This is a genomic window from Arthrobacter sp. H20 (assembly GCF_000520515.1).
Taxonomy (GTDB): domain Bacteria; phylum Actinomycetota; class Actinomycetes; order Actinomycetales; family Micrococcaceae; genus Arthrobacter_D.
The window spans coordinates 1-15,079 of record NZ_KI914726.1; the positions used below are offsets into that span (position 1 = coordinate 1).

The 15,079-nt window shown below is 61.4% G+C and carries 17 protein-coding genes and 2 pseudogenes; 12 read left to right on the forward strand and 7 right to left on the reverse strand.

Annotated features, from left to right (window positions below):
* Positions 1 to 236, forward strand: a 236-nt coding sequence (locus Y703_RS0108430; protein WP_026552363.1) for a 4Fe-4S dicluster domain-containing protein, incomplete at its 5' end; no start/stop codon positions are given.
* Between the two features lie 7 nt (positions 237 to 243).
* Here Y703_RS0108430 and Y703_RS0108435 read toward each other — a convergent pair.
* Positions 244 to 456, reverse strand: coding sequence for a hypothetical protein (locus tag Y703_RS0108435; protein WP_026552364.1), 213 nt, complete (start codon positions 454 to 456; stop codon positions 244 to 246).
* Positions 457 to 877: 421 nt separating this feature from the next.
* On the opposite strand from Y703_RS0108435, the gene Y703_RS21495 reads away from it, so the two are divergent.
* The 3 genes and pseudogenes from Y703_RS21495 (at position 878) to Y703_RS20790 (ending at position 2,253) form a co-directional block, all read left to right on the forward strand.
* A complete protein-coding gene (locus Y703_RS21495; RefSeq protein WP_081743450.1) occupies positions 878 to 1,222 on the forward strand; it encodes a helix-turn-helix transcriptional regulator in 345 nt (114 codons plus the stop codon).
* Between the two features lie 18 nt (positions 1,223 to 1,240).
* Positions 1,241 to 1,663: pseudogene (locus Y703_RS23330) on the forward strand (DUF6671 family protein); the annotation flags it as partial.
* A 155-nt stretch (positions 1,664 to 1,818) separates the two neighbouring features.
* Positions 1,819 to 2,253: a nuclear transport factor 2 family protein gene (locus tag Y703_RS20790; RefSeq protein ID WP_051427417.1), complete on the forward strand. Its 435-nt coding sequence runs from the start codon at positions 1,819 to 1,821 to the stop codon at positions 2,251 to 2,253.
* On the opposite strand, the gene Y703_RS18780 is transcribed toward Y703_RS20790, so the two are convergent.
* A complete protein-coding gene (locus Y703_RS18780; RefSeq protein ID WP_051427418.1) occupies positions 2,247 to 3,758 on the reverse strand; it encodes an EAL domain-containing protein in 1,512 nt (503 codons plus the stop codon). The two genes, Y703_RS20790 and Y703_RS18780, sit on opposite strands and share 7 nt — an antisense overlap.
* A gap of 231 nt (positions 3,759 to 3,989) precedes the next feature.
* Positions 3,990 to 4,202 (reverse strand): hypothetical protein, encoded by a 213-nt coding sequence (locus tag Y703_RS20795; RefSeq protein WP_026552365.1) that lies wholly within the window; start codon positions 4,200 to 4,202, stop codon positions 3,990 to 3,992.
* A gap of 7 nt (positions 4,203 to 4,209) precedes the next feature.
* Here Y703_RS20795 and Y703_RS20800 point away from each other — a divergent pair, with 7 nt between their 5' ends.
* Positions 4,210 to 4,401: a hypothetical protein gene (locus tag Y703_RS20800; RefSeq protein ID WP_155849450.1), complete on the forward strand. Its 192-nt coding sequence runs from the start codon at positions 4,210 to 4,212 to the stop codon at positions 4,399 to 4,401.
* 158 nt (positions 4,402 to 4,559) lie between these two features.
* On the opposite strand, the gene Y703_RS0108460 is transcribed toward Y703_RS20800, so the two are convergent.
* The 3 genes and pseudogenes from Y703_RS0108460 to Y703_RS18790 form a co-directional block, all read right to left on the reverse strand.
* On the reverse strand, positions 4,560 to 5,138 hold the full coding sequence (locus tag Y703_RS0108460; protein WP_035764330.1) for an HhH-GPD-type base excision DNA repair protein: 579 nt from the start codon (positions 5,136 to 5,138) through the stop codon (positions 4,560 to 4,562).
* A 68-nt stretch (positions 5,139 to 5,206) separates the two neighbouring features.
* Positions 5,207 to 6,253, reverse strand: a complete 1,047-nt coding sequence (locus tag Y703_RS0108465) for an NAD(P)-dependent alcohol dehydrogenase (protein WP_026552368.1) — start codon at positions 6,251 to 6,253, stop codon at positions 5,207 to 5,209.
* A gap of 97 nt (positions 6,254 to 6,350) precedes the next feature.
* Positions 6,351 to 6,924, reverse strand: a pseudogene (locus Y703_RS18790) (MOSC domain-containing protein).
* Between the two features lie 60 nt (positions 6,925 to 6,984).
* On the opposite strand from Y703_RS18790, the gene Y703_RS0108475 reads away from it, so the two are divergent.
* The 7 genes from Y703_RS0108475 (at position 6,985) to Y703_RS18800 (ending at position 13,940) form a co-directional block, all read left to right on the forward strand.
* A complete protein-coding gene (locus Y703_RS0108475; protein WP_051427419.1) occupies positions 6,985 to 7,446 on the forward strand; it encodes a Fur family transcriptional regulator in 462 nt (153 codons plus the stop codon).
* Positions 7,447 to 7,563: 117 nt separating this feature from the next.
* Complete coding sequence (locus Y703_RS0108480) at positions 7,564 to 7,821, forward strand: hypothetical protein (protein ID WP_026552370.1); 258 nt, start codon at positions 7,564 to 7,566, stop codon at positions 7,819 to 7,821.
* Between the two features lie 76 nt (positions 7,822 to 7,897).
* Positions 7,898 to 8,563, forward strand: a complete 666-nt coding sequence (locus Y703_RS0108485) for an SDR family NAD(P)-dependent oxidoreductase (protein ID WP_026552371.1) — start codon at positions 7,898 to 7,900, stop codon at positions 8,561 to 8,563.
* Positions 8,564 to 9,187: 624 nt separating this feature from the next.
* Entirely contained in the window at positions 9,188 to 10,861 is a 1,674-nt protein-coding gene (locus tag Y703_RS18795) for a sodium:solute symporter family protein (RefSeq protein ID WP_081743451.1), read from the forward strand.
* 9 nt (positions 10,862 to 10,870) lie between these two features.
* Positions 10,871 to 11,002: a putative transporter small subunit gene (locus tag Y703_RS22625; protein ID WP_026552372.1), complete on the forward strand. Its 132-nt coding sequence runs from the start codon at positions 10,871 to 10,873 to the stop codon at positions 11,000 to 11,002.
* A 120-nt stretch (positions 11,003 to 11,122) separates the two neighbouring features.
* A complete protein-coding gene (locus Y703_RS0108500; RefSeq protein ID WP_026552373.1) occupies positions 11,123 to 13,024 on the forward strand; it encodes an alpha-amylase family glycosyl hydrolase in 1,902 nt (633 codons plus the stop codon).
* A 238-nt stretch (positions 13,025 to 13,262) separates the two neighbouring features.
* Entirely contained in the window at positions 13,263 to 13,940 is a 678-nt protein-coding gene (locus tag Y703_RS18800) for a response regulator (protein ID WP_051427426.1), read from the forward strand.
* Positions 13,941 to 13,970: 30 nt separating this feature from the next.
* On the opposite strand, the gene Y703_RS20805 is transcribed toward Y703_RS18800, so the two are convergent.
* On the reverse strand, positions 13,971 to 15,079 hold a 1,109-nt coding region (locus Y703_RS20805), incomplete at its 5' end, for a sensor histidine kinase (protein WP_216698877.1).

Sequence of the window (15,079 nt, forward strand, 5' to 3'; positions counted from 1 at the left end):
TCCGGATGCTCTACATCCACCCGGATGAGTGCGTTGACTGCAATGCCTGTGTGCCCGTTTGCCCGGTCGAGGCAATCTACTATGAAGATGACGTGCCGGTGCAGTGGGCCGACTATTACAGGGCCAACGTCGAGTTCTTCGACGACATCGGATCCCCCGGCGGGGCCGCCAAAATGGGCGCATTTGCCAAGGATCACCCCCTGATCGCCGCGCTGCCGCCGCAGACTATCGCCTAAATTATCCTTAATCGAACGCGCGGGAGCGCATCGGCGGGGATACCTTCTTCGCCACGACAACCTCGCTGAGGAGGGCGGTGACCAGCCCGCACCTAGTCTCGATGACGCATTGCGTATCATCAATCTCGCGCAGGTAGCCGAGCGCATCGATGACGCCGCTCTCGATGCGCGAACGAACGACGAGCCGGGTGCCGAGCGGAAAGTCGACGAGCAAGTTCATCAGGCCACCGGTTTGTGATCTTGACGGAAGATGCCGTACAGGTATTGCCCCCGCCGCTCCACGCAGGATCGGGTCGTAGACGCGGCTCGCGCTGGCGGGTGGAAACCCTGATCGAAGGAATATCCGCTCCGTGGTGTTTAGCGTAGCGGCCTGCCACGGTAACGAACAGCAAAAGGAGGATGACGGGATCGAGCACGGAATGCGCCTTTCTGCGTTGGTTGAAGTGACATCCGATGGGAGGATCTCAGATTTTCCACCCTGCGGGGGCGGAACCCGTTAGATAAAACATCATGCAGACGGCGGCAATCGGCTAAGGATCACGTCCAACGCTTCCGGCTGCAAACGTGGACAGAAACAAAAATACCTGACAGTAGGAGCAGGTATCATGTAGCGCGTATTTCTGGTCGTCTATGATGGGGGTGTGGCTGACTGGACCTTTCTTACTAATCACACGCACGTGCTGATGTGCGTGGCGAACGATCCCGGGATGCGTTTTCGGGACATCGCGGTGGCGGTAGGTATTACCGAACGGGCCGCCCAGCGCATCGTGGCCGAACTTGTCGCAGCGGGTTATCTCCAGCGTCAACGCGATGGGCGGCGTAATCGGTATCAGCTCTACCCGGAATTGCCACTACGACATCCCTTGGAACGCCACCACCAAATTGGAGAGCTTCTTGAGGTGCTGGAAGCCGACCCACGTTCCCCGGCATCGCCCCCCCGCTCGGAGCGGATAGTCGGGCGGACGCCGGATACGAACGGTGCCTGATGTGCGCGTCAATCCAAATTCCCCGAGCATCATCTGGTGCTACGCCCGGAAGGCGCGCACGCCCCGCGCACCCGCAAAGGAATCGCCACTTGGCCGGAGCTGGAAGTCACTTTCACCCGAATGCAGGAGCAATCCGCAAACACTATGGTGCTTCTTGAGACCGACATGCGCACCCACACCAATCCGACACGTATGGAAGCCATCCGCCTCGCCGCCGAAGACCTCGCACAGAAGTTACGCTCCCTATGTCCGTCCTGCGGCACTCCCGGATTTTGGAAGGCAGAACGGGTAGGAGGATTGCCGTGCAGTGCCTGCGGCGCCCCCGCGGGCGAGACCCGCGCGGAAATCCATGGATGCCTCAGATGCGCACATCGCATTACCCACGAGCTGACAAGCCTTCAATACACCAAGCCGGCTTCTTGCGAGAATTGCAACCCTTGACCCTCGACGCGCCTTCCGGAAAGACCGGTCACAGGACGCCCTGAACCGGGTGGGTCTTAGCCACCGCATGGACTTCCTGAAGCGGTCGAGCAGATCTACCTGTCCGCCGACGGGCAGGAACCACATCGGGAACCGTTCAACTGGACCTTGCCGCCTTGGTTGTCGGTATCGCCACGGCTGTCACCGGCCTGATCATCTACCTCGCCGCTACCGACTCCCGCCGTCGTCGTCGGGTAGCTGACAACGAGAAACGTGAGGCGGAAGAGCATAACCCGACCTTCCGCCTCGCCGAGGAACAACGCAAGGCCTACCGCAAATACCGGACAGCCAGGGCGGCGGCGACGCCGCGAATCACCCTCCAACGCGTCTCCCTCTATATCGCCAACCCTGCACTCACCGACGATCTCGCGACGCTGCACGCCCTCATCACCTATCGCAAAATCGGTATGTACGGCGCCGAACAAAACTCAATGCAGAACCGCCTGACGCGGATCCTGAAATGCACCGGCGGGGCGTGGAAGATTGTGCACGAGCACACATCCGCCCCGTTGGATTTCAGGACCCAGAAAGTCATTCTCGAGCGCTACTGATCGACCAGCTCTTGCCAGTCCAGGCACACGGTGTCAGGTCGGGGGACGAACCATGGTTCCAGATCCTCTGCCGACATGGGTCTGGTGTAAAAGTAGCCCTGCGCTAGGTCGCAGCCGAGACCTGTCAGCGCATGGAGCTGATCTGGCGTCTCAACGCCTTCGGCCACAGCGATAAGGTTCGTCGCGTGGGCAAGTTGGATACACGAGACGACGATCGCGCGGTCCTTACTGTCGGTTGTCAGCCCCGCGATGAATGACCGGTCAATCTTAAGCTCATCAATGGGAAAGCGCTTGAGATAGGTGAGGCTGGAGTGGCCGGTACCGAAATCGTCAATGGCCAACCTGATTCCCAGGGCGTTGAGGACTTCCAGGGTCTTCAGAGCTGAAACAGGGTCTTCGGTTAGGGCCGTTTCGGTCACTTCGAGGGTAAGGAATTCGGGAGCCACATAATGGCGGTCCAGCGCTTCGGTGACCAGTTCTTCGAGCCGTGGATCGTTTAGCTGAATCGCCGAAATATTCACCGACATACGCACCGGAGGTCGGCCTGCCGACAGCCGATGCCATTGCGCCTGCTGGGCAACAGCCGCGTTGATCACCCAAGCGCCCAGAGGCAAAATCAGCCCGGACTCTTCAGCAAAGTCGATGAATGCTGAAGGGTCCAGCAGCCCCCTCTCTGGGTGATCCCAGCGCACCAGCGCCTCAAACCCGTTCATTTGTCCGCTGGCGAGATCGATTTGTGGCTGGTAGAACAGACGCAGCTCGCCATCCTCGATCGCTCTCCGAAGTTCGCTGCGCCGTTTGAACCGCACATCGACCTGACCAGCATCGCTCAGGCTCTCCATCTCAAACCTGTTGCGGCCGCTCCTCTTGGCCTGGTGCATGGCAGCCGCAGCTCGGCCCAGAAGGCATTCAGGTGTATCGCTACCCCGGGCCATGGCGATCCCGATGCTGACGGTGTTCTCGATCGTCGACCCGCCGGCACACATCGGAAAGCTGAGCGCAGCCATCAACTCATTGGCGGTCCAGAATGCGTCTTCTTCATTGACAAATTCATCCACGACCGCGAACTCGTCGCCCGAAACACGAGCAATCATGGCAGCTGGCCGGACCGTCGAGCGAAGACGCTGCGCCACGACGGTAAGAGTCTCATCTCCCGCAGCGATTCCTAGGCAATCATTGATCGCACTGAAATAGTCCACATCGACGATGAGTATCCCAATGGTCGCTTCTTTCCTGGGGCCCTCCATGAAGATGTTCCTAAGCTCAGTGAGAAAGCCTGCCCTATTGAGGAAACCCGTGAGCGGATCGCAGCTCACCAAGTATTCAAGGCTAGCCTCTGTAGCTGCTCGGCTGTCCATTCCGCCCCTGATACTGTTCCGCACTTCCTCATGAGCCTCCCAATAGGCTGAAATACTGTGATCCGCTATCGATTCGATGGGCGCGTACACGCCTGATGCATCATTTGCTGAAGCGTCGGGGTCTGGTTCTTGTGCTGGATGGAGCATTTGGGTAATCCACTTCCCTGGTGATGCGGCTGGCGTTGGAGGGTTCAAGCGGTCGGGAGATCTCGGACCACCTGAATGCTGCCGTTCGAAGGCGCCCGACAAACTGGCATCCTTCGGCAAATGGGACCCGCCGGCTAAAGCGTTGAAAGGAGGCACTGTCTGCGTCGATGAATCGACAATTTACTGATTCCAAGTCGATCGTAGTCCGGCACCGATACAAAGCCGCCTTACTTAGACGATCCTGTGCCAATCCTGCGCCGCCCGAACGTGGTCGGGAATGAACGGGTGGGCCCAACGCTCTTGCCTATTGAGCACAACGTGGACATCGTCGTCGGCGGACCCGACAGCTCCGGCATCCTGACCCGTCGTCACTTTGAATACCGGGAAGCCGCCGCGGACATCATCGCTAAGGTAGAGCGCATCAAAGCGCTGACCGAACAGCATGGGATCAGTGTTAAGTCAGCCGCTTTGCGGCCTTCCCTGGCTCACCCCGCAACTGCCGCTGGTGATTCCGGACACGACCAAAACGCGCCTCATTACCAAAGACATCTCAGCGTTGATTGAAACAGAGCCCACGGCGTTCTGGACTGCCCTCCGCGAGGAGAAGCCGATTTCGCCGTCGGCCCCGTCCGCGGCCAGCTAGGCATCACCTCGCCCCTGCGCCGAACCACTGCCGAGAAGTTAGGTCTGGCGCGCCTGAGCCTCCGCCGAGTCGCCAGATGTAACTTCTCGGCGGAGGGGTTGGGGGTGCGCTCTTCCGGGGCGCGCCCATGGGTCAGGACGCGAACGCCGAAGGGTAGGTCAGCCCTTCGTCTTGGCTGCCGCCTTCGCCGCGCGCTTGGTCTCGCGCACCTTGGTCAGCGACTCCGGGTCGACGATGTCAGCGACGGATCGGAAGCTGCCCTCCTCACCATAGGCGCCAGCACTCGCACGCCAGCCGTCGCCGTCGTACCTGTACTGTTTGCCTAGGAGTGCCAAAAAGATCCTGGCCTTCTGGTCGCCAAAGCCGGGCAGCGCCTTCAGCCGTTTGTAGACCTCGCGGCCGTTGGGGTTGTCGCGGGTCCAGATCTGGGACGCATCGCCATCCCAGTCTTCCAGGAGCGTGGCGCAAAGGGTCTGAATACGTGCCGCCATATTTCCGGGGTAGCGGTGAACGGCTGGCGGCGTGCGGCACAGCTCAGCGAAGGCATCCGGGTCCTTGTGGGCAATCGTCGACGCGTCGAACGTGCCCAGCCGCTCCTTTATCTTGGCGGGTCCGGCGAACGCGGTCTCCATCGCCACCTGCTGGTCCAGCAGCATTCCGATCAGCAGGGCTAGGGGCTCCTCGGACAGCAGCCGGTCGGCGGCGGGATCGTCGGTGATATTCAGGTGCACAGTCATGGACCCCAGTTTAACGCGAGAACCCCCGGCGGGAGTAGCTCCCGCCGGGGGTTCCTCAACACCAAACGCTAGTTCAGCGTCGCCGTGTCAATGACGAAGCGGTATCGGACGTCCGACGCGAGGACGCGCTCGTAGGCCTCGTTGATCTTGTCGGCGGAGATGACCTCTACCTCGGCGCCCAGGTGGTGCTCGGCACAGAAGTCGAGCATCTCCTGGGTTTCGCGGATGCCGCCGATCATGGATCCGGCGAAGGACCGGCGCCCGCCAATCAAAGCGAATGCGTTGACTGGCAGCGGCTCCGCCGGTGCTCCCACGTTGACCAGTGCGCCATCGAGGGCCAACAGGCCTAGATAGTCGCTGATCGGGAGGGTCGCGCTGACCGTGTTGATAATCAGATCGAAGGATCCGGCGAGCTCAGAGAAGGTGTTCTCGTCACTGGTGGCATAGTAGTGCCTCGCGCCCAGTCGCAGCCCATCTTCCTGCTTCTTCAGCGACTGCGAAAGTACTGTGACCTCGGCGCCCATTGCGGCGGCCAGCTTCACGGCCATATGGCCGAGCCCGCCCAGCCCGACGACTGCAACCTTCTTGCCCGGTCCAGCTCCCCAGTGCTTCAGGGGTGAGAACGTAGTGATCCCAGCGCACAGCAGTGGCGCGGCGACGTCGAGCTCGATGCCCTCGGGAATCCGGACGACAAAGTCCTCGGTCACGACAACGTGGGTGGAGTAACCGCCCTGGGTGATTGAGCCGTCACGGTCCTCAGCTCCGTAGGTGCCGGTGTTGCCCTTGAGGCAGTACTGCTCTTCGCCGGCTTCACAGTTCTTGCACTCGCCGCAGGAGTTCACCATGCAGCCCACGCCCACACGGTCGCCAACCGAGTGCTTGCTGACGTTGGAACCGACCTCGGTGACAATGCCGGCGATCTCGTGGCCTGGCGCCAGCGGGTAGGACTGGGGTCCCCAGTCGCCGCGGACAGTGTGGATGTCGGAGTGGCAGATCCCGGCAAACTTGATATCGATCAGCACATCATCGGGGCCGACATCGCGCCGTTCGATGGTGGTAGCGATAAGGTCCTCAGAGGCGGATGGTGCCGCATAAGCGTTGACGGTAGTAGGCATAAATAGCTCCTGCAGGTTGGGTTGCTGGAAAGTTTTGGTTCCTCTTCCCCAACGTCAGCGAACGACGACGTATTCCTTGGGCCCCACGATAATTTTGTCAGGGCAACCGTGACGAACGCCGGAGGGTCGCTTGACCTGCGCGTTGTGGCTCCAGCAGAATCGGACTGATCAGCACGGCCTTGCCGTGGTGCAGCACCCCGCTCGTGAGCGGCTGGCAACGCACTCCCCCGCGCCCACGCATTGCCGCGTGAGCGCCCGGCGCCAGCATCCGATCCATCCAGGCACAGGGGTGCGCGGGGCGACCGGCCATTAGGCGCACCACATCGCCCTGGGATTCGAGCTCAAACTCGTGACCCAGCAGAGGATGCAACTCAGCGCCCCGCAGGATCACGTTCCGGCGGGTGAGCAGGGGGTCAAAAGGTGCGGTGTCCAACTCGGCAGCAATGTCATCGAGCGCCTCCACGGCCATGAGCGTAACCGCTGCATCCATGTGCGCGGCCTTCCCAAAGAACCGGTCCCCCACGATTCCCTTGCCCGCCACGAGCTCTACCCGGTCGGCGTCGGCCGTGGGCACATCGGCAGCGCCATCGCGGGCGCGGCCGAAGTAGGCGTGCGCTGGGGAGACGAGGCAGGTGCAGCACCTCGACGTCGTACCGGTAGGTTTCACTCACTGCCCAAGGCTATCGTGATAGTTGTTTTGACCTATTCAAAATAACTGGTACGGTTGAGGCATGGCCACCGGCACTGAACCGCAGACTCACTCCGAGGAGCTCAAGAGCTCCATCAGGGCTTCAGGCCTGAAGGTGACGGCCCCGCGCGTCGCCGTGCTGGAGGTCCTCCAGCACGCACCGCATTCCAGCGTGGAACAGGTGTTTGCCGAGGTACGAAAAACCCTGAGCGGAACCTCCGCCCAGACTATCTACGGCATTCTGGCGTCCTTCACCGGCGCTGGACTAGTCAGACGCTTCGATCCACCCGACTCACCGGCCCTGTTCGAATGCAGGGTGGGCGACAACCATCACCACCTGTCATGTGTTGGGTGCGGGTTGATTCAGGATGTTGACTGCGTGATTGGTCAGGCGCCCTGTCTCACCCCGTCCGATGATTCAGGTTTCACCATCTATTCGGCTGAAGTCACCTTCAACGGACTGTGCCGGGCCTGCCAGACCAGCGGTTTACCAACTACCGGCTAGACCAACCTTCTACAACATGGCCACCTGACGCGGCCCTCCGCGATTGGTGCTGCCCAAATTCACCGATTCAACGCTGAACAGTGTTAGCACTCGACCGCGCCCAAAAGGAGATCAACCATGTCATTACTGAACCGCACCGCCCCCGCTCACACGGCCGCCGTTCGTCCATCGGTACCCGGCACGGCATCCACCACCCAGCCGCGACCACTGCTCGGTGGACGTTACGTCACCACCCGCCGCCCCCTCATATCGACCGAGGGAACCTACGTCACCACTGACGCCGCTGGTCCGCTGACGGCACGCGGCACGTACGTAACCTCGTCACGCCGCCGCACCGGTGACCGGACGGAAGGCAGTTACACCGACCGCGGCTAGGTCCAGAAGCCAGTGCTTCACAGGCGCCGACACGAGAGGAGGGAATACCTCAGCCCACTGAGCACTTGCACAAAGCATGACAACCATTGCAATTATCGGAGCAGGATCGGGTCTCGGAGCCGCCGTCGCGCGCAAGTTTGGCGCCGAAGGTTACTCGGTTGGCCTCATCTCACGGAACCAGGGCCGCCTCGACGCCCTGGCTGACGAACTCGCCAAAGATGGGGTTCACGCGAAGGGATTCACTGCTGATGTACGTGACCCAGCCTCCATCTCCAAGGCGCTGGAACAGGTAACCGAAACTCTCGGCCCCATCGAGGTCCTCCAGTACAGCCCATTGCCGCAGAAGGACTTCATGCGACCGGTACTGGAAACCACTCCAGCTGACCTGGTCGGCCCCATTGAGTTCTCCATCTACGGACCCGTAGCCGCCGTCCACCAGGTAGTGCCCGGCATGCGGTTCCTCGGCGAAAACCGCGGCACCATCCTCTTCGTCAACGGCGGCTCCGCGGTCAAGCCGGGACGCAATGTCACCGGCACTTCGGTGGCGTTCGCCGGCCAGGCAGCATATGCCCAGCTTCTCAACGAGGTTCTCGGAGAGGAAGGCATTCAGGTATCCCAGCTGATCATCGGTGGACGCATCGAAGCCGGCGACCCGGAGAAGGATCCCAGCGTCCTCGCCGAGATCCTGTGGGATCTTCACATCAAGCGTGACCGGTTCCGTCACCAGGTCAGCGAAGACTAGGCACCACCGCTTCGGCGGGTGAGGAGACACCCGTGATCCGGATCGGGCTGGGCAACCCAGCGCGCGACGACGTCGCGCAGCCACTGCACTGGTACCTCAAGACCGGAACCCATGAAGTATTCCCCACCGGCCAGGCGGCTCTAGCGACGCCATGGGTTCACCGAATCCCAGCCGGTCGCCGACTACCGCCTGAACCCGCACGGCGTCTTCATGCACTTTGCCCTGCCCGCACCCCCTCGGGTCCGCCGAAGAAGCATGCTAGCCTGACTGCGTTGCAGGACGCCTGCCCGCGAGTAACCGTTTCCCCATCAATTGGGCTTGATTATCGGTGAAGATTGCAGCGTTCCTGCCCCCGTATGGGTGGACGACACCCACAAATCGGTTGGCCGCGCGCCGCCGAAGGACCGAGCTATGCGCTCTGTTTGATTGCCTCAGGTAATTGTCTACGGGATTGACGCGTTTGCGCCCAAGACTTGGGCTCGGTCTCCGCGCCTGAAAACGCTTGCGGAGGAGACGGCCCACAGGAGGCCAGCGTGATGACGATGTCGAGTTGCAAGCGTTACTCGTCGTGACGAAGGGATGACAGTGCCTAACGACGCTGATTTGTATCAACTGAGTGGATGGATGGTGATTCTGCTCCTCGTTCTGCTGTACGGCGGAACCCTCCTGGTGTCCGCCTATATTGGCAAGAAGAAGGAAAACGCCGATGGGTACATGACGGCTGGCAACAAGGTGGGCTTCGGCATCTCCGCGGCGAGCATGACAGCTACCTGGATCTGGGCCTCATCAATGTACGCATCCGCCACCGCCGGATACACCTACGGCATCTCCGGGCCTATCCACTATGGGCTCTGGGGCGCCTTGATGATTCTGTTCATCTACCCGTTCGGCAAGCGCATCCGCGCCGTCGCACCCAAAGCCCACACCCTGGCCGAGGTCATGCATGCCCGCCACGGCCGGTCTAGCCAACTGATGCTCGCGGGCTCAAACATTGTCGGCAGCGTCATCAGCCTGACCTCCAACTTCATCGCCGGCGGCGCCCTCGTGGCACTGCTTTCCCCGTTTAGCTTCGGCCAGGGTGTGTTGGCGGTCGCAGTGGGTGTGCTGATGTACACCCTCTGGTCAGGCTTCCGGGCCTCCGTCCTGACAGACTTCGCCCAGGTGGTTGCCATGCTAGGCGCCGTCGCCATCATCATTCCCGTGGTTTTCTTCGCCGCTGGCGGACCCGGCATGTTCGAGCAGGGCGCCAGTAACCTCACCGCGCAGCAGTCAAACTTCTTCTCCAGCGACGCGTTCCTGAACCAGGGCGCACCGTATATCGCAGCGGTCCTGGCCTACGCCATCGGCAACCAGACCATTGCGCAGCGGCTCTTTGCCGTCCGCGAGGACCTGATCAAGAAGACCTTCATCACAGCGACTGTCGGCTACGGCGCCACCGTGATCGGGATCGGCATGGTCGGCGTGATGGCCCTGTACCTGGGCGTCAGCCCTGTTGGCGGCGACGTCAACAACCTGATCCCTCAGATGGCGTCGACCTACCTCGGGCCTGTGCTGCTAAGCCTGTTCTTCGTCATGATTCTCGGCGCTCTCTCCTCGACCGCCGATTCGGACCTGTCAGCACTGTCATCGATCATGATGGCGGACGTCTACGGCAAGAACATTGCCAAGAAGGCTAATCCGAAGACCATGCTTCTGGTGGGCCGGATCACCATGATTGTTGCCACCGCTGCGGCCCTGATCTTCGCCAGTCAGCAGATGGATATCCTCGATCTACTGGTCTTTGTGGGAGCCCTGTGGGGCGCCCTGGTGTTCCCCGTCATCGCGAGCTTCTACTGGAACAAGGTGACCAATAAGGCTTTCACCACCTCGGTGATCGTGGCGCTGGCCGTCTTTATCCCCGTCAGGTTCTCCTGGTTCTCGATGGACGGTGCCACCGGCATTGTCTTCGACATCCTGTCGGCCGCCGGGATCGGCATTGTCCTGGGCCTGATGGTGTTTGGTTTCTTCGGCCTGACACCGGCAAAAATTGTCGGCGCCCTGGCAGCTGTCGTCTCGGCACCGTTTGTCATCGGGTTTCTACACGACTACACGGTCCTCACCGGGTCCCTGGTGGCCTACGCCGTGAGCACGATCATTTGCTACCTAATGTCAGTCAGGAGCAACCAGAGCTTCGACTTTGCCCTGATCAAACAGCGCATCGGCGATTATGACCCAGTGGCCGACGACGGCCAGGCCACCCCTGACAGCGAGACCCCCGACGACGATCTGGACGGCTCCACGCTGTCCGCCCGAAAGTAGGAGATCACCATGGAAACCATTCTTCTTACCGTGTACGTGCTGATCTGGCCCGTCATCGTTGCAGGCGTCCTGTGGACCGTCTGCCGGGGCTTCCTGAAGGACTGGGCTGAATCCCGGAAGGCTGGCCGAAGCATCATCTAACCCCATCGCTGGGTCCGCCGTCGCTCCCCTTGAGAGGAAAGCGACGGCGGACCTGCTCGCGTTTCGAAGAGTGAAAGGATGGAGCAGTAGGACAAGGATTCACGAAAGGGACGCTTCTCCATGGACGAGCACGTTGACCAGCAGGCCCGGCAGCACGTACTCGCGGCCCTCGCCGCCCAGCCGAAGCAGGCGATCGACGACGACAGCACCGCCTTCCTGCGCCGGTTCGATGAGCATTTCCCCGAGCTGTGCCGCCTGTTCCATTCCCTCTATGGCCCGCAGAACGACTGGCTGGACCAGCTCACCCACCTAGTCCTCGAAGCGGCCGGCTCGTGGCAGGAACGCCCCACCGACCTCAAGGCCGTTGACGCAGCCACAGAGGCGAACGGCGGCTGGTTCCTCTCCAATTCCATGCTGGGCGGGGTCTGCTACGTGGACCGCTACGCCGGTAACCTTGACGGCGTTCACGCGAAGATCCCCTACTTCAAGGAACTGGGCCTCACCTACCTGCACCTGATGCCGCTCTTCCTGGCCCCCGAGCCGCATTCCGACGGCGGTTATGCCGTCTCCAGCTACCGCGAGGTGAACCCTGCGCTCGGCTCGATGGAGCAGTTGCGCGCTCTCGCAGCTGACCTGCGCGCCAATGGCATTTCCCTGGTGGTCGACTTCATCTTCAACCACACCTCGGATGAGCACGATTGGGCCCGCAAGGCCGCGGCGGGAGACCCCGAATACTCCGACTATTACTGGATCTTCCCCGACCGCACCATGCCGGACGCCTTCGAGCAGCACGTCCGCGAGATTTTCCCCGACGATCATCCTGGGTCATTCGTCCCCACCCCAGACGGGCGGTGGGTGTGGGCCACCTTCCACAGCTTCCAATGGGACCTTAACTACTCCAACCCGGCGGTCTTCCGGGCGATGGCCCGCGAAATGCTTTTCCTCGCCAACCAGGGCATCGATATCCTGCGAATGGACGCCGTCGCGTTCATCTGGAAACAGCTCGGCACCACCAGCGAAAACCTCCCCGAGGCACACACGCTCCTGCAGGCGTTCAACGCGGTCTGCCGGCTCGCCGCGCCGTCGCTCCTGTTCAAATCCGAAGCCATTGTGCACCCCGACGAGGTGGCCCGCTACATTGATCCGGGCGAATGCCAGCTCTCCTACAACCCGCTACAGATGGCGTTGATCTGGGACGCGCTGGCAACACGGGATGCGTCGCTGCTCGCCCAGGCGCTTCAGCGCCGCCACACCATCCCGGACGGCACCACGTGGGTGAACTATGTGCGCAGCCATGACGACATCGGCTGGACCTTCGCTGACGAGGACGCCACTGAGTTGAGCGTCAACGGCTTCGATCATCGGAAGTTCCTTAACTCGTTCTACGTCAACCGGTTTCCCGGCAGCTTTGCCCGCGGTGTCCCGTTCCAGGACAACCCACGCACCGGCGACTGCCGGATTTCCGGGACTACTGCATCACTCTGCGGGCTGGAACATGATGAGGTCCCCGCCGTCGAGCGCATCCTGTTGGCGCACTCGATCATCTTCAGCACCGGCGGCGTCCCTCTGCTGTACCTGGGTGATGAGGTGGGTCAGCTCAACGACAACCAGTACATGTTTGAGGATGGCCACTCCGCCGACAGCCGCTGGGTGCACCGACCCCGTTTCCCGGCGGACAGCTACGCGCAGCGCCACGACGCTTCCACCTCGGCGGGCACCATCTATGCCGGCCTGCGCCGGATGATCCGGGTCCGCGCCGCTTCCCCTGAGCTGGCCGGAACGCGGCTGATCGACTTCGCCACCGGCAACCGCAGCGTGCTGGGATACCAGCGGCCCGGCGCGAATTCAACGATCCTGGTGCTGGCCAACTTCAGCGACACACCCCAGACGGTGGAATCGCTGACACTGAGCGGGTTTGCGCCCGACGTCGTCAATATCCTGGACGACGTTGCACTACGCCTTGACCGGGGTATCACACTGGCGCCCCGGGGCTACGTGTGGCTGAGAGTCCGGCCGCAGTAAGGAATGCGATCAGCCAGCACCTGGTTGAGACGGCGATGAAGCGAATAGGTTGATCAGCAGCAGCCGGCTCCAGCTGGGGATCAGTCGTGGATCACCCGAGCAGCTGGTTTCTCTCGACGGCAAGCCGGTTGCCAGTCGAATAATTCCACGCCTCAACACATGATCAGGTCCTATGGCACTGCCAGTCCCGTGTGCCATCACAGATGATAAGACAACGAGCGGACAATGAAAGGCGATGATGAGTCAGGAAACGTCACAGCCCGGCGGACCGGTAACAGTCTTCCTGCTGGATGATCACGAGCTGGTCCGGCGTGGACTCCGGGACCTCCTTGAAGGGGAGGGATTCGAGGTGATCGGCGAAACCGGATCAGCTGTAGAAGCCGTCCGTCATATCCCGGCTCTAGCGCCGGATGTGACGATCCTGGATGCTCGACTTGCCGATGGGAACGGCATAGAAGTGTGTCGTGACGTGCGCTCGGTGGATCCATCGTTGCAGTGTGTGATCCTGACAAGCTACGACGACGACGACGCCGTCCGGGGTGCTATTCTTGCCGGCGCCGCTGGCTACATCCTGAAGGAAATTGTCGGCTCAGACCTGCTGGACAAAGTGCGCCGGACTGCCCGGGGAGAATCCCTGTTCGATGAAGAGGTCAAGGCACGGGTCGTCGCAGGTTTCACTGCCGTACAGCCCGAGGATCCGCGTCTCATCGGGCTGACAGTCCAGGAGAAAAGGGTCCTTGCTCTGATCGGGGCAGGCATGACCAATCGGGAGATTGGCGTCGAGCTGTTTCTGGCAGAAAAAACCATTAAAAACTATGTGTCTTCGGTCTTGGCGAAGTTGGGATTCCAACGCCGTACGCAGGCCGCCGTTTATATCTCCGGCCCACCGAAAGGGCCCAGCTCAGTACCCAGCTAGTCCCCTTCGGTGACAATCTGGACACGTGCATCAGCTGAGCGGGAGTGCCACCACTATCGACGTACCCTGTCCAAGCGGCGAGGCGATCTCGACTGTTCCCCCCAGCCCCTCAGCCCGCTGCTGCATGTTTCCTAATCCGCTGCGACGACCACCCTGCGCAAACCCGCTGCCATTGTCCTTGATCCGCAAGTTCAGGCACTGTTTTCCCACGGACAGGGACACCTCGATGGTGGTGGCGTGAGAGTGCTGGAGCGCATTGGAGAGGGCTTCACGGAGGATCGCTTCCACCTGGGTTGCGGTGGCCTCCCGGACCGCTATATCCAGCGGACCTGAAAAGTGAATCACCGGTTCAACCGGTGACCCGTCGAGGGCATGGCGGACCAGCGCGAGAATCCTCGAACTCAGCGCAGCTTCGCCCTTCGTCACCGGTTGCAGCGAGTAGATTGTGTTCCGCAACTCCCCGATCGTGGCATCAAGCTCAGTGGTCACAGAGGCGATCCGTGCGAGGGGCTCCTCCCCCACCACATGTTTGCGCAGACTCTGGATACTCAGCCCTGCCGCAAATACGCGCTGGATGACCAGATCATGCAGGTCCCGGGCAATCCGGTCGCGGTCGCCGAAAACAGCATCTTGTTCGCGTTGGATCTGCATCTGGGTCAGTTCAAGGGCGGACGAGATTTGGGTGGCGAATTCCGCTGCCATTCGTTGATCCACCGGCGAAAAGGGCGGATCATCCCGGGTACGCACAATAATCAGGAACCGGGATTGGTTGCCTCTATCAGTAATTCGTGTGTACATCGCTGCTTCGAATGCTTCGGTCTCTGAACTCGGCAGCACGCTGCACAGGTGCTTACCCGTCAGCACTGTGGGATCGCCAAAAGGGCCCGCCCCATCGTGCAGGGCAGAACCGTTACCTACGAGCCTGCCTCGAAGCTCATCGCTGTGAAGTCCGAGCGCCACCTCGCAGTACAGGGATTTGTTGGGGGCCAGACGAGTGAGGATCAGCACAAGTGCTGCACCCGACGCTGCCTTCGCGTGCTCTGCTACGAGCTCGACGTCGCTCAGACTCCGGTCCGGCGAACTATTCAATAGGGCGCGAACTGCTTCCTGACCACGCTCCAGCCACTGGGACCGGCGGG